At 61.3% G+C, this 19081-nt stretch carries 12 protein-coding genes and 1 tRNA gene; 8 read left to right on the top strand and 5 right to left on the bottom strand.

The annotated features are described in order from the left end of the window. Window positions 1–101: 101 nt before the first annotated feature. Complete coding sequence (locus tag QN222_RS00705) at window positions 102–995, top strand: LysR family transcriptional regulator (RefSeq protein WP_283960775.1); 894 nt, start codon at window positions 102–104, stop codon at window positions 993–995. A gap of 69 nt (window positions 996–1064) precedes the next feature. Here QN222_RS00705 and gyrA read toward each other — a convergent pair whose 3' ends face one another. Continuing rightward, window positions 1065–3845 carry a DNA gyrase subunit A gene (gyrA, locus tag QN222_RS00710; RefSeq protein ID WP_284005135.1) on the bottom strand — a complete coding sequence of 927 codons (2781 nt, stop codon included), beginning with the start codon at window positions 3843–3845 and terminating at the stop codon, window positions 1065–1067. Between the two features lie 330 nt (window positions 3846–4175). Between gyrA and QN222_RS00715 the strand changes: the two genes are divergently transcribed. Continuing rightward, on the top strand, window positions 4176–4805 hold the full coding sequence (locus tag QN222_RS00715; RefSeq protein ID WP_283960772.1) for a MarC family protein: 630 nt from the start codon (window positions 4176–4178) through the stop codon (window positions 4803–4805). Between the two features lie 210 nt (window positions 4806–5015). Here QN222_RS00715 and QN222_RS00720 read toward each other — a convergent pair whose 3' ends face one another. Further along, window positions 5016–5543: a single-stranded DNA-binding protein gene (locus QN222_RS00720; RefSeq protein WP_283960771.1), complete on the bottom strand. Its 528-nt coding sequence runs from the start codon at window positions 5541–5543 to the stop codon at window positions 5016–5018. Window positions 5544–5826: 283 nt separating this feature from the next. Between QN222_RS00720 and uvrA the strand changes: the two genes are divergently transcribed. The 5 genes from uvrA (at window position 5827) to QN222_RS00745 (ending at window position 15300) form a co-directional block, all read left to right on the top strand. Then, window positions 5827–8748 carry an excinuclease ABC subunit UvrA gene (gene uvrA, locus QN222_RS00725; RefSeq protein ID WP_283960862.1) on the top strand — a complete coding sequence of 974 codons (2922 nt, stop codon included), beginning with the start codon at window positions 5827–5829 and terminating at the stop codon, window positions 8746–8748. A gap of 182 nt (window positions 8749–8930) precedes the next feature. Next, complete coding sequence (locus QN222_RS00730; protein ID WP_283960770.1) at window positions 8931–9734, top strand: DUF72 domain-containing protein; 804 nt, start codon at window positions 8931–8933, stop codon at window positions 9732–9734. A gap of 837 nt (window positions 9735–10571) precedes the next feature. Further along, window positions 10572–14369: a vitamin B12-dependent ribonucleotide reductase gene (locus tag QN222_RS00735; RefSeq protein ID WP_283960769.1), complete on the top strand. Its 3798-nt coding sequence runs from the start codon at window positions 10572–10574 to the stop codon at window positions 14367–14369. A gap of 278 nt (window positions 14370–14647) precedes the next feature. Next, window positions 14648–15112, top strand: a complete 465-nt coding sequence (locus QN222_RS00740; RefSeq protein ID WP_283960768.1) for a cupin domain-containing protein — start codon at window positions 14648–14650, stop codon at window positions 15110–15112. 112 nt (window positions 15113–15224) lie between these two features. Next, window positions 15225–15300, top strand: a tRNA-Ala gene (locus QN222_RS00745). A gap of 953 nt (window positions 15301–16253) precedes the next feature. Here QN222_RS00745 and QN222_RS00750 read toward each other — a convergent pair. Continuing rightward, entirely contained in the window at window positions 16254–17195 is a 942-nt protein-coding gene (locus QN222_RS00750) for an alpha/beta hydrolase (protein ID WP_283960767.1), read from the bottom strand. 238 nt (window positions 17196–17433) lie between these two features. On the opposite strand from QN222_RS00750, the gene QN222_RS00755 reads away from it, so the two are divergent. Beyond that, window positions 17434–17811, top strand: coding sequence for a hypothetical protein (locus tag QN222_RS00755; protein ID WP_283960766.1), 378 nt, complete (start codon window positions 17434–17436; stop codon window positions 17809–17811). Window positions 17812–17831: 20 nt separating this feature from the next. Here the strand turns inward: QN222_RS00755 and QN222_RS00760 are convergent, their stop codons facing one another. Both QN222_RS00760 and QN222_RS00765 read right to left on the bottom strand, forming a co-directional pair. Beyond that, window positions 17832–18473, bottom strand: a complete 642-nt coding sequence (locus QN222_RS00760; RefSeq protein WP_283960765.1) for a copper chaperone PCu(A)C — start codon at window positions 18471–18473, stop codon at window positions 17832–17834. Between the two features lie 80 nt (window positions 18474–18553). Continuing rightward, on the bottom strand, window positions 18554–18961 hold the full coding sequence (locus QN222_RS00765; protein WP_283965739.1) for a hypothetical protein: 408 nt from the start codon (window positions 18959–18961) through the stop codon (window positions 18554–18556). Window positions 18962–19081 lie beyond the last annotated feature (120 nt).

A 19081-nucleotide genomic window follows, 5' to 3' on the forward strand; every position in this document is an offset into this window, starting at 1 on the left:
TTCCGTCACGTTTCTCTCCATCGGTTCGGATGGATCAAACATCGTCGGTATTGAGGCCAAACGGAATTGTCTAAATGCCTATGGCGGCTATACTTAAATTCATGAACAAGCATGATCCGAGCTGGGATTTTTACCGCACCTTTCTAATGGTCCTGAGCGAAGGGTCGCTGTCGGCTGCCGCGCGCGAACTTGGTCTGACGCAGCCGACCGTCGGCCGTCATATCGACGCGTTGGAAGAGGCGCTCCGTTTCACGCTGTTCACGCGCTCACCGCAGGGGCTGCTGCCGACCGATGCGGCCCTGGAGCTGAAGCCCTATGCCGAGACCATGGCGGCCACCTCCTCCGCCCTGCTTCGCGCCGCCTCCGGCCAGCATGGCGCGCTTGGCGGGACCGTGCGCATCAGCGCCAGCGAGGTGATCGGCATCGAGGTCTTGCCGCCGATCCTCGCCGAACTCAACCGAGAATATCCGGACCTCTCCATCGAGCTCTCCGCGTCCGACGCGGTGGAGGATCTTTTGCGCCAGGAAGCCGATATCGCCGTGCGTATGGTCAGGCCCGAGCAGGATGCGCTGGTCGCTCTTCATATCGGCGCGGTGCCGCTCGGCTTCCACGCGCATCGATCCTATCTCGAAAGACGCGGCCTGCCTGAAACGATCGATGATCTCGCCCGCCATAGCCTGATCGGTTTCGACCGGCAAACCGCTGCGATCCGCGCGATCATGGCAAGGACGCCGAACTTGCCATCAGCGCGCTTTGCATTGAAGACCGACAGCAATGTCGCGCAACTTGCGGCGATACGCGCCGGCTTCGGCATCGGCATCTGCCAGAACGTTCTTGCGACCCGCGATCCTCAGCTTGTCCATGTACTTCCCGACGCGTTCGAGATGACGCTCGAAACCTGGCTCGTGATGCACGAAAATCTGCGCGCAAGCCCGCGCTGCCGTGTTGCCTTCGACGTCTTGGCCAAGGGCCTAAAGGCCTACATCCGGCAATAACGCCGACGGATGGACGACAACGCAAAAGCCCGCCGGCGAGGGCGGGCTTTTCGAGTCAGATAAGTGCGATCAGTCCTCAGAAGCTTCGGGAGGCTCTGGCGCGATGGCTTCGCCAATCGCAGCATCCACAACCTCGTCCTCGCCGTCCGGCTCGCTGATCCGCTCGACCGACACGACCTTCTCATCCTTAGCCGTCGAGAAAATCGTAACGCCCTTTGTCGCGCGGCTGGCCAGACGGATGCCGTTGATGGGCACGCGAATGAGCTGGCCGCCATCGGAGACGAGCATGATCTGATCGTTGAGCTCGACCGGGAAGGCGGCGACCAGTTCGCCGATCTCGGCCGTCTTCGACGTGTCGGTGGCGCGGATGCCCTTGCCGCCGCGGCCCGAGGTGCGGAAGTCGTACGTAGACGAACGCTTGCCGAAGCCTTTCTCGGAGACCGTCAACACGAACTGTTCGCGTTCCTTCAGTTCCTCATAGCGCTCGTTGGAAAGCTCACCGCCGTCGGTAACTTCTTCGCCGACCAGTGCGATTTCCTCCTCCTCGCCGTTCGTCGTGCGCCGCTCGGCTGCTGCGCGCTTCAGATAGGCCGCACGTTCCCAAGGTTCGGCTTCGACATGGCCGACGATCGCCATCGAGATGATCCGGTCGTTGTCGCCGAGCGAGATGCCGCGTACGCCGATCGAATTGCGGCCGGCGAAGACGCGCACGTCGGAGACGGGGAAGCGGATGCATTGGCCGAGCGCCGTGGTCAGCAGCACGTCGTCGAACTCGGTGCAGGTGTCGACCGACAGGATCTGGTCGCCCTCTTCATCAAGCTTCATCGCGATCTTGCCATTGCGGTTGACCTGGACGAAATCCGAGAGCTTGTTGCGGCGGACCGTGCCACGCGTGGTCGAGAACATGACGTCCAGGTTTTCCCAGGTCGTTTCGTCCTCCGGCAGCGGCATGATCGTGGTGATGCGTTCGCCGGGTTCGAGCGGCAGCATGTTGATCAGCGCCTTGCCGCGCGATTGCGGCGTGCCGATCGGCAACCGCCAGACCTTCTCCTTGTAAACGATGCCGCGCGACGAGAAGAACAGCACCGGCGTATGGGTGTTTGCAACGAATAGCCGGGTAACGAAATCCTCGTCCCGCGTCGCCATGCCGGAGCGGCCCTTGCCGCCGCGACGCTGTGCCCGATAGGTCGTCAGCGGCACGCGCTTGATATAGCCGAGATGGGACACGGTGACGACCATGTCTTCCTGGGCGATCAGGTCTTCATCATCCATATCCGGACCGCCTTCGGCAATCTCGGTACGGCGCGGCGTCCCGAACTCGTCACGAACGGCTTCCAGTTCCTGCTTGACGATCGCCATGATGCGCAGGCGCGAGGAGAGGATATCGAGGTAGTCCTTGATTTCCTCGCCGATTTTGTTGAGTTCATCGCCGATTTCATCGCGGCCGAGCGCGGTCAGACGCTGCAGGCGCAGGTCGAGGATCGCGCGGGCCTGCTCTTCCGACAGGTTGTAGGTGCCGTCGTCGTTGATGCGATGACGCGGATCGTCGATCAGGCGGATCAGGGCATCGACGTCATGCGCCGGCCAGCGGCGCTCCATCAACTGCTCGCGCGCCGTCTGCGGATCGGGCGCGTGACGGATAAGCTTGATGACTTCGTCGATATTGGCGACCGAGATCGCGAGGCCGACCAACACATGCGCGCGCTCGCGTGCCTTGCGCAGCAGGTATTTCGTTCTCCGGCTAACCACTTCCTCGCGGAACGAGACGAAGGCGCGCAGCATGTCGAGCAGCGTCATCTGCTCCGGCTTGCCGCCATTGAGCGCCACCATGTTGCAGCCGAACGACGTCTGCAGCGGGGTGTAGCGGTAGAGCTGGTTGAGGATGACCTCGGCATTGGCGTCGCGCTTCAGTTCGATGACGACGCGATAGCCCTGGCGGTCGGATTCGTCGCGCAGGTCCGAGATGCCCTCTATGCGCTTCTCGCGCACCAGTTCGGCCATCTTCTCGATCATCGTCGCCTTGTTCACCTGATAGGGGATCTCGGTGATGATGATCTGCTCGCGATCGCCGCGCATCGGCTCGACATGGGCGCGTCCGCGCATGATGACGGAGCCGCGGCCGGTCTCATAGGCCTGGCGAATGCCCGAGCGACCGAGGATCAGCGCGCCGGTCGGAAAATCCGGCCCGGGAATGATCTGCATCAGTTCCGGCAGTTCGATCGCCGGATCGTCGATCAGCGCGATACAGCCGTTGATGACTTCGCCGAGATTGTGCGGCGGGATGTTTGTCGCCATGCCGACGGCAATGCCGCCCGCGCCATTTACCAGGAGATTCGGGAACTTCGCCGGGACGACGACCGGCTCGTGCAGCGTGCCGTCGTAGTTGTCGCGGAAATCGACCGTTTCCTTGTCGAGATCGTCGAGCAGCGAATGCGCCGCCTTCTGCAGCCGGCACTCGGTATAGCGTTCGGCTGCCGGCGGATCGCCGTCGACGGAACCGAAATTCCCCTGGCCGTCGATCAGTGGCAGTCTGAGCGACCAGTCCTGCGCCATGCGGGCCAGTGCGTCGTAGATCGCCATGTTGCCGTGCGGGTGATACTTACCCATCACGTCGCCGGTGACGCGGGCGCACTTGACGTATTTCTTGTTCCAGTCGATGCCGAGTTCGCTCATTCCGTAAAGGATGCGCCGGTGAACCGGTTTCAGACCGTCGCGCACATCGGGAAGCGCGCGGGAAACGATTACGCTCATGGCGTAATCGAGATAGGACCGCTGCATTTCCTCGATGATGGAAATCGGCTCGATGCCTGGCGGATTTTTTCCGCCGCCGGGATTGCTTTGTTCAGTCAATGTTGATCACGATCTTTGTTCAGAATCAGTCGATTTTTTATAGCCGAATGCGGCTCTAAGCGCCAATTTTTGCAGTTGGTTGTGAACAGTCTTTTGCCGCCAGAACAGGCTTTTCTAGGGCATTCGTCCGGAAATCGGAACGAGATCTGCGTCTGCCTCCCATGTGCGCTTGCGTCCCTGACGATCAAGGCCACAATCGACGCGCCCAGCCCGGTTTAAGCCATTGATCGACCGTTGGCTAGCCACCCCTTTCCAAGCTCGCTGCGCTTGCCTAACAATGCGTCCATGCCACCGGGAAAACCCGGGGTAGCAATCCGGAAGGGGAAACGGATGTTCAATGTCGATCTTTTGATCAATGCACTGACGACTTTGCTTGTCACGCTCGATCCGCCGGGCCTGGCGCCGATCTTCTTAAGTCTCACCGTGGGGCTCAGCCGTCAGGAGCGTTTTCAGGTCGCCACCCGTGGCTCGATGATCGCCTTCTTCATCCTTGCCGCCTTCGCCCTCTTCGGTGATGGCATCCTCGGCTTGCTCGGCATCTCGATCGGCGCCTTCCGTATCGCGGGCGGTCTGCTGCTGTTCTGGATCTCCTTCGAGATGATCTTCGAGAAGCGTCAGGAACGAAAGGAAAAGACCGGCGAAGTTGCAGTGACGAAGGACCATCTTCACAACATCGCGGTCTTTCCCCTCGCCTTGCCTTTGATCGCCGGCCCGGGCGCGATTTCGGCTACGATCCTGCTCGGCAGTTCGTTTCCCTCCGTCGTCGACCGAATCCAGCTTCTCCTCGTCATCGCCGCGTCGATGGCGCTCCTGTTTCTGGCACTCGTCATCGCCGAACGCATTGACCGCTTTCTCGGGGTCACCGGGCGCGCGATCCTCACGCGTCTCCTTGGTGTCATCCTGGCTGCACTGGCAGTGCAGTTCGTCGTCGACGGCGTGCGCTCGGCCTTTCTGGCGTAGCGCGCTTCTCGCATGGCAGAACCGAAGCCCTGTTGCGCAGCGATCCCGTGCGCACCAACAACTGGATTGTCTGCGCGCCGGCGCGCCCAAACGGCAATGGAGTGGAAAAGTCAAAAACGTCGAAAGCCGGCCCCTTTGGACCGGCTTTCTGATACCTCGACGCTTGCCGCGTTCAAACAGACGTGAGCCGCCCTTGCGAACGGCAACGCATCAGAACGGAATGTCGTCGTCGAGATCGCGCGAGAAGTTGCCGCCGCTTTGACCTCCCTGGTTGCCTTGGCCGCCAGAACGGCCGCCCGAAGACTGGCGCGGCTGATCGTAATCCTCATAGCCGCCGCCGTAGTCGCTGCCGCCGCCACGGCTGACACCGGAGCCGCCGCCCTCGCCCCTACCGTCGAGCATCGTCAGCGTCGAGTTGAAGCCCTGCAGTACGACTTCGGTCGAATAGCGATCGTTGCCGTTCTGATCCTGCCACTTGCGGGTCTGCAACTGGCCCTCGATATAGAGCTTCGCGCCCTTCTTCACATATTGCTCGACCACCTTGCAGAGGCCCTCGTTGAAGACGACGACCGTGTGCCATTCCGTCTTCTCGCGGCGCTCTCCGCTGTTGCGGTCGCGCCAGGTTTCCGAGGTGGCGATGCGCAGGTTGGCGATCGGGCGGCCATCCTGCGTGCGCCGGATTTCCGGGTCGGCCCCGACATTTCCGATCAAGATCACCTTGTTGACGCTACCAGCCATATCGCTTTTCCCGTGTTTTCCGCCGAACCGCCGGTCCGGCTCTCCAATATTTCAAGAACGCGCATCTTAGCGGCCTGCCGCCGTTGATACGCCCCGCATCGCGCATAATCCACAGCTGATTTGCAAGTTTACTTCTGACATTTGTTCTTTTTTTGTTCTATTATTCCCCTATTATCCTGTCAACCGAATCGCAATTGAGCTGCCTCTTTGCCGATTGCGCCTCGACATGGGCGTTGTCGTCATTACATAGGAGGCTTTCAACGACATGCAAAGCTGGCTTCCGATGAGCGAACTCAAGACCATCTCCATTCGCGGTGCGCGCGAGCACAATCTCAAGGGCATCGACCTTGATCTGCCGCGCAACAAGCTCATCGTGATGACCGGGCTTTCCGGATCCGGCAAGTCCTCGCTCGCCTTCGATACGATCTATGCCGAGGGCCAGCGCCGCTATGTCGAGAGTCTTTCGGCCTATGCCCGCCAGTTCCTCGAAATGATGCAGAAGCCGGATGTCGACCAGATCGACGGCCTGTCGCCGGCAATCTCGATCGAGCAGAAGACGACTTCGCGCAACCCGCGCTCGACGGTCGGTACGGTCACCGAGATCTACGATTATATGCGCCTTCTTTTCGCGCGCGTCGGCGTGCCCTATTCGCCGGCCACCGGCCTGCCGATCGAGAGCCAGACTGTAAGCCAGATGGTCGATCGCGTGCTGGAATTCGGCGAAGGAACACGACTCTATATCCTTGCGCCGCTCGTGCGCGGCCGTAAGGGCGAGTACAAGAAGGAACTGGCGGAGCTGATGAAGAAGGGCTTCCAGCGCGTCAAGGTGGATGGCCAATTCTATGAAATCGCCGACGTGCCGGCGCTCGACAAGAAATACAAGCACGATATCGATGTGGTCGTCGACCGTGTCGTGGTGCGGCCCGATCTCGCGACGCGTCTTGCCGACAGCCTCGAGACCTGCCTGACGCTTGCCGACGGCCTGGCGATCGCCGAATTCGCCGACAAGCCGCTGCCGCCGGAGGAAACCGCTGCCGGCGGCTCCGCCAACAAATCATTGAACGAGACGCACGAGCGGGTGCTGTTTTCGGAAAAATTCGCCTGCCCGGTCTCCGGGTTCACCATTCCGGAGATCGAGCCACGGCTCTTTTCGTTCAACAATCCCTTCGGCGCCTGCCCGACCTGCGATGGGCTCGGCAGCCAGCAGAAGATCGACGAAGCGTTGATCGTCCCGGAGCCGAACCGGACGTTGCGCGACGGCGCGATTGCGCCCTGGGCAAAATCCTCCTCGCCTTATTACAATCAAACGCTGGAGGCGCTGGGCAAGGTCTTCGATTTCAAGCTCGGCAGCCGCTGGAGCGAACTCTCCGGGGAGGCGCAGCGGGCGATCCTGCATGGCACGGAGGAAAAGATCGTCTTCCACTATGTAGACGGGGCGCGTTCCTACAACACGACGAAGACCTTCGAAGGCATCGTGCCCAATCTCGAGCGTCGCTGGAAGGAGACCGATAGCGCCTGGGCGCGCGAAGAGATCGAGCGCTTCATGTCGGCGGCCCCCTGCCCGGCCTGTGCCGGATATCGGCTGAAGCCGGAGGCGCTTGCCGTCAAGATCAACAAACTGCACATCGGCGAAGTCACCGAGATGTCGATCCGCGTCGCCCGCGACTGGTTCGATGCCCTGCCAGAGCACCTCAACGCCAAGCAGAACGAGATTGCCGTGCGCATCCTCAAGGAGATCCGCGAGCGGCTGCGCTTTCTCAACGATGTCGGGCTTGAATATCTCAGCCTCTCACGCAATTCCGGGACGCTCTCCGGTGGCGAAAGCCAGCGCATCCGACTTGCCTCCCAGATCGGTTCCGGTCTGACCGGCGTGCTCTATGTGCTCGATGAGCCCTCGATCGGTCTGCATCAACGCGACAATGCCCGCCTGCTCGACACGCTCCGGCATCTGCGCGACATCGGCAACACAGTCATTGTCGTGGAGCACGACGAGGACGCGATCCTGACCGCCGACTATGTCGTCGATATCGGCCCGGCGGCCGGCATCCACGGCGGCGAGATCGTCGCGGAAGGTGCACCGTCCGACATCATGGCCAATCCGAAATCGCTCACCGGAAAGTACCTCTCCGGAGAACTCGCTGTCGCCGTTCCGAGCGAACGGCGGAAGCCGAAAAAGAAGAAGGAAATTACGGTCGTAGGCGCGCGGGCTAACAACCTGAAAGACGTTTCAGCCTCGATCCCGCTCGGTGTCTTCACCGCGGTCACAGGCGTTTCGGGCGGCGGCAAGTCGACCTTCCTCATCGAAACGCTCTATAAGGCGGCGGCACGCCGCATCATGGGCGCACGCGAAAATCCTGCCGAGCACGACCGGATCGACGGCTTCGAGCATATCGACAAGGTGATCGATATCGACCAGTCGCCGATCGGCCGCACGCCGCGCTCGAACCCGGCGACCTATACCGGTGCCTTCACGCCGATTCGCGATTGGTTCGCAGGACTTCCGGAGGCGAAGGCACGCGGCTACCAGCCCGGGCGCTTCTCGTTCAACGTCAAGGGCGGCCGCTGCGAGGCCTGCCAGGGCGACGGCGTTATCAAGATCGAGATGCACTTCCTCCCGGACGTCTATGTCACTTGCGACGTCTGCCACGGCAAGCGCTACAATCGCGAAACGCTCGACGTGCATTTCAAGGGCAAGTCGATTGCCGACGTGCTCGACATGACCGTCGAGGAAGGCGTCGAATTCTTCTCGGCCGTGCCGTCCGTGCGCGACAAGCTCGTGACCCTGAACCAGGTGGGCCTTGGCTATATCAAGGTCGGCCAGCAGGCGAACACCCTTTCGGGCGGCGAAGCGCAGCGCGTGAAGCTCGCCAAGGAACTGTCGAAACGGTCGACCGGCCGCACGCTCTATATCCTCGACGAACCGACAACAGGCTTGCATTTCCACGACGTAGCGAAACTTCTTGAAGTTCTGCATGAGCTCGTCAACCAGGGAAACTCGGTCGTGGTCATCGAGCACAACCTGGAAGTCATCAAGACCGCCGACTGGATCATCGACTTCGGCCCGGAAGGCGGCGATGGCGGCGGCGAAGTGATCGCCAAGGGGACGCCGGAAGACGTGGTGAAGGAGCCCCGCTCCTACACCGGACAATTCCTGAAGGAGCTGTTGGAGCGCCGGCCGCTCAAGAAGGTCGAGGCGGCGGAGTGACCGGCTCACTGCCGATCCGCATCTCTGACAATTGCACGTGGCGGAACGCGGCGCTCCCTTAGGACCGATGCTCGCGCGGAAACGGGTAGCAGTGCTGACGGGAATTGGCGACGCTGGTTGCGAGGTCGTTGAGCCGATTGGAACACGAAACGAATCGCCCGGAAGGGCCTGAGGAGGAGACGATGACACAATCCGGGAAAATCCGCGTCGGCATCGGCGGCTGGACCTTCGAGCCCTGGGAAGGCACCTTCTATCCTTCCGATCTTCCGAAGAAGCGGCAGCTCGAATTCGCCGGCAAGGAGCTGCGGACGATCGAGATCAACGGTACCTATTACAGCTCGCAGAAGCCGGAAACCTTTGCCCGGTGGGCGGCGGAAGTCCCGGACGATTTTATCTTCTCGCTGAAAGCCAGCCGCTTCGTGACGAATCGCAAGATTCTCGCCGAAGCCGGTGAATCGATGGAGAGATTCCTGACCCAGGGCCTGACGGAACTGGGCGACCACCTCGGCCCTATTCTTTGGCAGTTCGCGCCAACCAAGAAATTCGAGCCGGACGATTTCGAAGGATTTCTCAAGCTCCTTCCTGAAAAGCAGGATGGGTTGAAGCTTCGCCATGTGGTCGAGGTCCGCAGTCCGTCCTTTCAAACGCCCGCCTTCATCGAACTGCTGAAGAAATACAAGGTGGCGGTCGTGCTCGCCGAACATGCGGACTATCCGATGATCGCCGACGTCACGGCAGACTTCGTCTATGCGAGGCTGCAGATCGGCAGCGATGACATAAAGACCTGTTATCCGCCAAAGGACCTGGATCTGTGGGCCGAACGGCTGAAAACCTTTGCGGCGGGCGGCGAGCCGGAAGGGCTCGAGAAGAGCGCGCCGGATCGCAAGGCAGACAAGCAGCCTCGCGACGTTTTTGCCTTTTTCATAACCTCGGGCAAGGTCAACGCGCCGAATGGTGCAAGGGAACTGCAGAAGCGGGTGAGTTAGCCCGCACCACCGCTGTCTCGAACGGCGTAGCGCCGAGCGCAAGTTGATTCGCTGCACATCACTGCGGTGACGCTAAAGCGGGTCGCGTTTAAATGGCCTCATGCGACGCGCTGTAGGGTCTTTGTTTCATGGATCTCGTTGTCCCAAAACCGCTGCACACTTTTGGGGGACATGCATTAGATGTAGTGGGCGCTCTCTCAAATCGCCACGGCGCCGCCTCTTCGGTGTCACCGCACAGCGAATCACTGAGGCGCGGTCACATCCAAACCGTCTTTGCAATCGCGGGTAGCGCTACGGCATAGTCTTCATCTGCTTTTTTACCCTTGAAAATTTTGATCTTGCGCCTGCCGTTGCGGCATCGTCGCAGGCAACCTGCTGAAGTCCCTGATTTTCAAAGGCTTGACCGATGTCCCCGTTTTCCACAGTCGATCCACACAACATATAGCGCTCAAACTTCCGTCACAAACCACCCCTTGACGCCTCGCGCCGATTCACGGTTAATGGATTTCACGTTGCGACGGCGGCGGACCGGGAAGTGTAAGAGGCCGGTTCATCCCCCCAAATCGTCGGTCCTGGCATGCGATCCGCACGGATGATCCGTTTGGCCGCGGCGGGGGAGTTTTGCGCGATTTTCGGGCCGCCGGGACAACATTCAGGCTGGCATAAATGACTTGTTAATACTATATTTAGTGTTTGCAGCCAGCATCATCACAAGATACAGGGTGACCCAGGGCATGGGTTTCCTTCAAATGACGGAAGCTGGAGCTGGCTGCGGGACCTCGCGGCCGGGCGGGGATATTTGCGCCTCAGGCGCATGGCAACAAAGGACACGGGAAAATGAAGATCGAACGCCGTTTCACGAAGGCCGGGCAATCCGCCTACGCCGAGATCGATTTCCGCAAGGCGACGAGTGAGATCAAGAACCCGGATGGGTCGATCGTTTTCCGCCTCGAGAACATCGATGTGCCCGCGCAGTTCTCCCAGGTCGCCGCCGACATTCTGGCGCAGAAATATTTCCGCAAGGCAGGCGTGCCGGCCAAGCTGAAGCGTGTCGAGGAAAACGACGTACCCTCCTTCCTGTGGCGCTCGGTGCCCGATACCGATGCGCTGAAGGCGCTGCCGAAGGATGAGCAGTACGGCTCCGAAACGGATGCACGCCAGGTTTTCGATCGCCTGGCCGGCACCTGGACCTATTGGGGCTGGAAGGGCGGCTACTTCGACACGGAAGAGGACGCTGCCGCGTTCCGTGACGAACTCGCCTACATGCTCGCCACCCAGCGCGTCGCGCCGAACTCGCCGCAATGGTTCAACACCGGCCTGCACTGGGCCTATGGCATCGACGGCCCCGGCCAGGGCCACTTCTATGTAGACCCCTTCACCGGCAAGCTGACGAAGTCGAAGTCCGCTTACGAGCACCCGCAGCCGCATGCCTGCTTCATCCAGTCCGTTGCCGACGACCTCGTCAACGAGGGCGGCATCATGGACCTCTGGGTGCGTGAGGCGCGGCTCTTCAAATACGGCTCCGGCACCGGCTCCAACTTCTCGCATCTGCGCGGTGAAGGCGAAAGGCTCTCGGGCGGCGGCAAGTCCTCCGGCCTCATGAGCTTCCTGAAGATCGGCGACCGCGCCGCCGGCGCCATCAAATCGGGCGGCACGACCCGCCGCGCCGCCAAGATGGTGGTCGTCGACATCGACCATCCGGATATCGAGGAATACATCAACTGGAAGGTCAAGGAAGAGCAGAAGGTCGCTGCCCTCGTCACCGGCTCCAAGATCGTCGCGAAGCACCTGAAGGCGATCATGAAGGCTTGCGTCAATTGCGACGGCAGCGACGACGCCTGCTTCGACCCGAAGCAGAACCCGGCGCTGAAGCGTGAGATCCGCGCCGCCAAGCAGGCGCTGGTTCCGGAAAACTACGTCAAGCGCGTCATCCAGTTTGCGCGCCAGGGCTACAAGGACATCGAGTTCAAGACCTATGACACGGACTGGGATTCGGAAGCCTATCTGACTGTCTCCGGCCAGAATTCCAACAACTCCGTCTCGATCAAGGACGACTTCCTGCGTGCCGTCGAAGCCGATGGTGAGTGGAACCTGACCGCCCGCAAGGACGGCCGCGTGCTGAAGACGCTGAAAGCCCGCGATCTCTGGGAATCGATCTCTTACGCCGCCTGGGCGTCGGCTGATCCGGGCCTGCACTTCAACACGACGATGAACGACTGGCACACCTGCCCGGCTGCCGGTCCGATCCGCGCATCGAACCCGTGCTCGGAATACATGTTCCTCGACGACACGGCCTGCAACCTCGCCTCGCTGAACCTGATGCAGTTCAAGGACGCCGCCACCAAGCGGATCAACATCGGCGATTACGAACATGCCGTCCGCCTCTGGACGCTCGTTCTCGAAATCTCGGTGATGATGGCGCAGTTCCCGTCCCGCGAGATCGCCGAGCTCTCCTATGAATACCGCACGCTCGGCCTCGGCTACGCCAATATCGGCGGCCTGCTCATGTCGTCCGGCATTCCCTATGACTCGACCGAAGGCCGCGCCATCGCTGGTGCGCTGACCGCGATCATGACCGGCATCGCCTACGCCACTTCGGCCGAGATCTCGGCCAAGCTCGGCCCCTTCCCGAGCTTTGCCCCGAACCGCGACAACATGCTGCGCGTCATGCGCAACCATCGCCGTGCCGCCTATGGCGAGGCGAAGGGCTATGAGAGCCTGTCGGTCAACCCGGTCGCACTCGTCCACGCAGATTGCCCGGATCAGGACCTGATCACCCACGCCAAGAGCGCCTGGGACAAGGCCGTCGAGCTCGGCGAGAAGCACGGCTACCGCAATGCCCAGGCAACCGTTATCGCGCCGACCGGCACGATCGGTCTCGTCATGGATTGCGACACCACCGGCATCGAGCCTGACTTCGCGCTGGTCAAGTTCAAGAAGCTCGCCGGCGGCGGCTACTTCAAGATCATCAACCGCGCCGTTCCGGAAGCACTGCGCACGCTCGGCTACTCGGAAAGCCAGATCGCCGAGATCGAGGCTTACGCCGTCGGCCACGGCAACCTCAACCAGGCACCGGCGATCAACCCGGCGACGCTCAGGGCCAAGGGCTTCACCGACGAGAAGGTCGAAGCCGTCAACGCCGCGCTGAAGTCCGCCTTCGACATCAAGTTCGTCTTCAACCAGTGGACGCTTGGTGCCGATTTCCTCAAGGGCACGCTGAAGGTCACCGACGAACAGCTCGCCTCGATGGACTTCAACCTGCTCGAGCACCTGGGCTTCTCCAAGAAGGACATCGAAGCCGCCAACATCCACGTCTGCGGCGCGATGACGCTCGAAGGCGCACCATTCCTGAAGGCCGAACACCTGCCGGTGTTCGATTGCGCCAACCCCTGCGGCAAGATCGGCAAGCGTTACCTTTCGGTCGAGAGCCACATCCGCATGATGGCGGCTGCCCAGCCGTTCATCTCCGGTGCGATCTCGAAGACGATCAACATGCCGAACGAGGCGACCGTCGAGGATTGCAAGAACGCCTACATGCTTTCCTGGAAGCTGGCGCTGAAGGCGAACGCCCTTTATCGCGATGGTTCGAAGCTGTCGCAGCCGCTGAACGCTTCGCTGATCGAGGACGACGAGGAAGAAGAAGCGATCGAAGAGCTGATGCAGGCGCCGGCCGCCGCCCAGGCTGTCGCAGTGACCGAGAAGATCGTCGAGCGCGTGATCGAGAAGGTCATCCGCGCCCGTGAAAAGCTGCCGAATCGCCGCCAGGGCTACACCCAGAAGGCGATCGTCGGCGGCCATAAGGTCTACCTCCGCACCGGCGAATTCGGCGATGGCCGCTTGGGCGAGATCTTCATCGACATGCACAAGGAAGGCGCCGCCTTCCGCGCGATGATGAACAACTTCGCCATCGCCATCTCGCTCGGCCTGCAATATGGCGTGCCGCTCGAAGAATATGTGGAGGCCTTCACCTTCACCAAGTTCGAGCCGGCCGGCATGGTCCAGGGCAATGACGCGATCAAGAACGCGACGTCGATCCTCGACTACGTGTTCCGCGAACTCGCCGTCTCCTATCTCGGCCGCCACGACCTTGCGCACGTCGACACCTCCGACTTCGGCAACACCGCACTCGGCCGCGGCATTCAGGAAGGCAAGACGAACCTCGTGTCGACCGGCTGGACCCGCGGCTACAAGCCGACCATCGTCGGCGGCACGGCCGATCGCACCCTCTCTGAGCCAAAGGGTGCCTCCACCGCCGCACCGGCGCGCGCCTCCGGCGGTGCCACGATCACCTCGATCGCCGGCAACGCCGCCCGCAAGCTGGAACCGGCCGTGGCGGCTGCTGCATCGGAAGCCCTGGCCTTCAAGCGCGACTATGAAGAACGCGCCGCGGAGCTTGCCGAGGACATCGCGGCCGAATCGGATGAGGGCGTAACCGCGCTCTTTTCCGACAAGGCCGCCGCCGAAGCCGCCTCCGCCAAGGCCGACGCCAAGAAGGTCGAAGCCGAGCGCCGCGCCCGCTCGATCATGCAGGGCTATACCGGCAACATGTGCTCCGAGTGCCAGAACTTCACGATGGTCCGCAACGGCACCTGCGAGAAGTGCGACACCTGCGGCGCGACCAGCGGGTGCAGCTGATTGCACTTGCGCCCCCGACTGCTGCTGCGGGACTGACTGAACACCTAGAAAGAAAGTCGGAGAGCGGCCACTTTGGCCGCTCTTATGCGTTTACATCGCATGTCTGGCTCAGATTGTTCGCCGCGCTACATATTCGTGCAGCCTGAGTCTGATCATGGAGCAGACGGCTCCAGGGGAGGACTTGCACCCGCCTGCGCCGGCAACGAATGCTTCCCTATCCAAATTCGCTGAATGGAGGTCCGCCCTCTAATCGCACGAGCCGTGGAAAGGAAAGAACGATGAGCGCTATCGACGGCAAAGAGTTCGTTCTTGCGGGCGTCGTCATGAAACGCCTGCTGTCCGGAGAACAGACAGCGGGGCAGTTCTGCCTCTTCGAGAACAACAGCGACGGAAACACGAGGACGCCGATCCATGTCCACGCCAAGGACGACGAGACCGTTTACATCATCGAAGGCGAACTGACTGCCGTGATCGACGGCCAGACTCGACGTCTGAGAGCAGGCGAGAGCATCTTCCTGCCGCGCGGCATTCCGCACCAACTGATGAACACGAGCGGCAATCCTTGCAGATACATCTTGATCGGGACGCCCGCCTTGTTCGACCGGTTTATCGAGGAAGCCGGCCACGAACTTCGACCGGGCGAAGTCGCAGGGCCGCCGACACCCGAGGAGATCGAGCGCTTGCGCGAGGCTTCGCCAAGGTTTGGCATCACTTTGCTCTCGGATTGGCCCCAGCCCAAGTGACTAAGCGTCCTGGGCATCAACGCATCTCCTGACGAAGAGACCAGTCTCGCTCACCTTCCTGTCACAGGACACTGGCGCCCCCCGCGGATTTCTCCTATACACTTCAGATGATGGGGTCGTAGCTCAGTTGGGAGAGCGCCGCAATCGCACTGCGGAGGTCGAGGGTTCGAATCCCTTCGACTCCACCAAATATTTCTTTGTCCGGCCCGGAGAGATAGGTAACGGTTTGTCCCTAAGACATGGGTGACAATCTCGCGTCGAGGGAAGCACGTGCCCCGGCACGCGCGGATGTCGATATATGACTTGACCCGCTCGCGTTTCGGACGCGGCTTCCATGAAAGCCCGACTTCGACGACTTCAGCGAAAGCGCCTTCTGGCCAAATACAGGCATTTGTGGTCTGAGAGGCTTTGCCGATTTACCCAGCCCCGCATGGCGGCCGCCGGAAATTCTGCCGATGCGGGCCAACAATCACCGCGGCGGAACGATACCCTGGTAGTACTCCCCTTCGCCTCCGACGTGGACGGTTTGCGAGCATGCCGCGAGAGTGGCGATTGCGAGCAACAACAGGATCTTGCGCATAGGTCTCGTACTTTTTGCTAACGGATTGACGATCATTGATATTCCGGCGTTGGCGCGGGATCAATTCCCTACCGGTGATCGCGACCTATTCTTTTAGGTGTGCTCACCCATCGGCCAAGCGAAGATTTGCGGCAGAGTATTCGCTGTGCCTCAAACGGGGCGCGTCCATTCAGGAGACGCGATAAGCGGGGCAGGAAGCCCGGCTGATGAGGCCTCCTGCGTGGCGACTTCCGTAACGTGAATGCGGGTGGCGTTCTAGAATGGGGTCGGCGGTACGATGCCCGGATAGTAATCCCCTTCCCCACGTTCGTACCGGTCGACCGTGGTCGACCTTGAGGTTTGCGAGCACGCGCACAGTGCAGAAAGCGCTACCAACAACACGATCACGCGCATAGACCTTCGTCCTTTCCTGGCTGAGTGACGTCCCCCGATGCTCTTGCATTTGCGCAGGATCTGGCGGCCTCTTCGTTGCGACTGTGATTGTACTATGTTGCTCAACCGAAGGTATAGAAATTATTGGGTGAATTCGGGCACCCATCGCAGCATGGTGCATGCGATGGCCTATTTCCCTTCGACCTCTTCCGCCCAGCTCTTCGCGCCGCTCTCGCCGTTGAGGAAGGGCAAGGCTGTTTCCAAAAGCTTCGGCGAGACGAAGATGTCGTAATGGGTGAGATCGGGCAGGATCGCGAGCCGGTTCTTCGACATGTTTTCGCGCATCCAGCCGGCGTCCCTCAGACCGCCGCCGAGCTTGTGGTAGAAATCGACGACGTGCTCAAGCCGGAACATGTCGCTGTCGCCATAAACGAGCATGACGGGCATGGTGAGCTTGGCCACGGCTGCGGATCCGTCATAGTCTCGTCGCATCAGGTCGCCCATCGCATCGAGCAGTTTCGGGAACTCCGACACGTCCGGCGCGACGGCAGCGTAGGACTTGTACATCGGCGTCTCCTTCATCATCTCGGCCGCGCCTGCGCCGACCTGTGCCTGTGCTGCGATCATTTCCGGATAAAAGCCGTCCTTGGCGTAGGGCGTCGAGACCAGCACCAGCCGCCGCACGCTTCCGGGCGCCTGCGCCGCCATCTGCAGGGCGACGCCGCCGCCCATCGAATAGCCGAGCACGTCGACCTGTTCGTAGCCGAGCTCCTTGACGAGAGCGCCCATGTCCGCGCCCATCGCGGCGAGATCGATCGGGCGGTTGCCGAGTGGCGTACGGCCGTGTCCCTGAAGATCGACGCCGATCACCTGTCGGCTCTCGGCAAGCTTAGCGAGATTGGGCCCGAACATTTCGATGATCCCGAGACCGCCATGGAGCAGTAGCACCGGCTCGCCCTCGCCATAGATCTGATAATAGTAGTTGATGTCGTTCAGCTTGAGGTGCCCGCTCCTCGTGGGCGCCGGGGTCGCCGCCTGTTCCAACGTCGCCTCCTCGGCGGCGCTTGTCGCGGGCGTGCAAAGTGCGCCCATCGCCGCAACGATCAGGCTGACCAAGGTCGTCTTCAGCATGTCTCATCCTCCAGTTCGGATCGCCGAAGTGGCGTGTCATCCCTCAAGGACGGCCCGGCGGATAATCTGCCGACAGCGCCGCGGAAACTTTTTTTGGCCGCCGCTGCCGTCGCTGCAAACGTTAAGATTTGCATAAAATCTGCCCACCCGATTTCACCGCCTCGCAAGCGAAATCTGGCACAGAAGAAGGATTGTTGAGGTTCGAAATGGCGCTTGGCGCTGAACGAGGCGGGATATCTTGACCCAGGTCGTCTCCATCTCCGCGACAACGGCGGCATACGCGGCGGAAGCCGTGAAGCCGTCGGCCCGCGTGCGTGGCGATGGCCCGACCGACGAGGCGATCACGCTGCTTTCGGTGCGCAGGCCGGAACAGGCCGCGCCGGCGCCAATTGCCAAGGCCAAGGGCGCCCTGCCCCTCGGGCTAATGCTGATCAGCGCCGATGGCCGCCCGCCGCAAGAGACGCAGGCCGAAGCGCTGCGCCGCTATCTCGAATACATGCAGGATGATGAACGCGGCGAGAAAGAGCAGAGCCGGCAGGACGATCCTGCCGGCGACGAAAAGGAAAATGACGATGAGATCGCCGCGATCCTGGATCAATTCATCCAGGGATCGTGACGGTCTGAGGCGGATGAGGTTCAGTTGTGCTTGTGGTCGCCGGTGGCGGCGCCGACTGGCAGCACATAATCGACCCTGCCCGCCTTCTCGAAGGTGAGCGTCACGGGCACCGTCTCGCCCTCGGCAAAGGGCTTCATCACCTCCATGAACATCAGGTGCAGGCCGCCGCTCTTGAGTTCGACCGTCGCGCCCGCCGGAATGGCAATGCCGTCATCGAGCTTGCGCATCTTCATGACGTCGTTCTCCATCTTCATTTCATGCAGTTCCACCCGCCCTGCGGCAGGGCTTTCGACAGCGAGCAGCCGATCGTCGCTGCCGCCGGTATTCTTCACGACAAAGCCGCCACCGCCGACCTTCGCGCCTGGCAGCATTGCCTTGACGGCACCCCCGGAGATTTCGAGGTTCCCGGCCCCGACCGGCCCGCCGGCCATCTGCTGGTTGCCCTGCTCGCCCTGTGCATGCGTGCTGCTTGCGAGCGTCTCAGTCGGCGCCGGGCTTTTCAGAGCATCGGCGCTCTGGCCTTCGGCTGCCACCTGGTCAATCTGGAGAACGGCCTTGAAAGTCGTTTCGGCAGCGGTTTGGAAGGTGGAATGGGCTTGCGCCACAGTGGCGGCGGTGAGGCTGAGGCCGGCGGCAAGCAGGGTCAATTTGGTCTTGGTCATGTCGTAATCTCCAAACCACGCGGGCTTCGAACCCTTGTGGTCAACACCGCCCTTGGCGGCTGAATGAAAAATGGAATGCGTCAGGAGAAAGTTACGACAGCTGTTGGCGGACCGCGTGACGGCGGCAGCAGCCGCAATAGGGGAAGCGCCACTTCGGTCTTGATGACTGGCGCCTTGGCAAGCCAGTTGCCGTTTTCAGCGGCGGCGCTTTCCTGGGGCGGCGCTGGCAGCAGGACCGATCCGGCGAGGCGGCAGGCTTCACAAACGGGGGCGATCGTGGGGGCTTTTTCCTGTCCGGCGTCATGATCGACACCGTCCGTGCCGAAGCAGATATCCGCGAATGTGCCGTCGGGCAAGAGATACTCGGCGGCAGCCGCTGGGCCCAGCGTTTTCGGGAAAGCCGGCTTGTGGGCGAAAGACAGGAAAACGAGCGCAAAGGCGGCGAGCACCCGCACCGCCATCCGCCATTTCTCCACGCGCCTTGCCATGATCGCCCCTTGGTCAGCCAATTCGTTATCCCTAGCCGACCTGAATTGCAAAGGCCGAATTGCCGCACGTTGTTAGCGGCGGTGATGAAGCTCACGCGACAAAAAGATGTTTGGTCGCGA

The organism is Sinorhizobium sp. 6-70 (genome assembly GCF_030124375.1).
GTDB lineage: Bacteria > Pseudomonadota > Alphaproteobacteria > Rhizobiales > Rhizobiaceae > Sinorhizobium.

What these genes read in the sequence shown, in the direction of transcription:
- QN222_RS00705 (WP_283960775.1), top strand. Translation starts at nt 102, where the DNA reads ATGAACAAGCATGATCCGAGCTGGGATTTTTACCGCACCTTTCTAATG.
- QN222_RS00715 (WP_283960772.1), top strand. Translation starts at nt 4,176, where the DNA reads ATGTTCAATGTCGATCTTTTGATCAATGCACTGACGACTTTGCTTGTC.
- QN222_RS00720 (WP_283960771.1), bottom strand. Translation starts at nt 5,543, where the DNA reads ATGGCTGGTAGCGTCAACAAGGTGATCTTGATCGGAAATGTCGGGGCC.
- uvrA (WP_283960862.1), top strand. Translation starts at nt 5,827, where the DNA reads ATGAGCGAACTCAAGACCATCTCCATTCGCGGTGCGCGCGAGCACAAT.
- QN222_RS00730 (WP_283960770.1), top strand. Translation starts at nt 8,931, where the DNA reads ATGACACAATCCGGGAAAATCCGCGTCGGCATCGGCGGCTGGACCTTC.
- QN222_RS00735 (WP_283960769.1), top strand. Translation starts at nt 10,572, where the DNA reads ATGAAGATCGAACGCCGTTTCACGAAGGCCGGGCAATCCGCCTACGCC.
- QN222_RS00740 (WP_283960768.1), top strand. Translation starts at nt 14,648, where the DNA reads ATGAGCGCTATCGACGGCAAAGAGTTCGTTCTTGCGGGCGTCGTCATG.
- QN222_RS00750 (WP_283960767.1), bottom strand. Translation starts at nt 17,195, where the DNA reads ATGCTGAAGACGACCTTGGTCAGCCTGATCGTTGCGGCGATGGGCGCA.
- QN222_RS00760 (WP_283960765.1), bottom strand. Translation starts at nt 18,473, where the DNA reads ATGACCAAGACCAAATTGACCCTGCTTGCCGCCGGCCTCAGCCTCACC.
- QN222_RS00765 (WP_283965739.1), bottom strand. Translation starts at nt 18,961, where the DNA reads ATGGCAAGGCGCGTGGAGAAATGGCGGATGGCGGTGCGGGTGCTCGCC.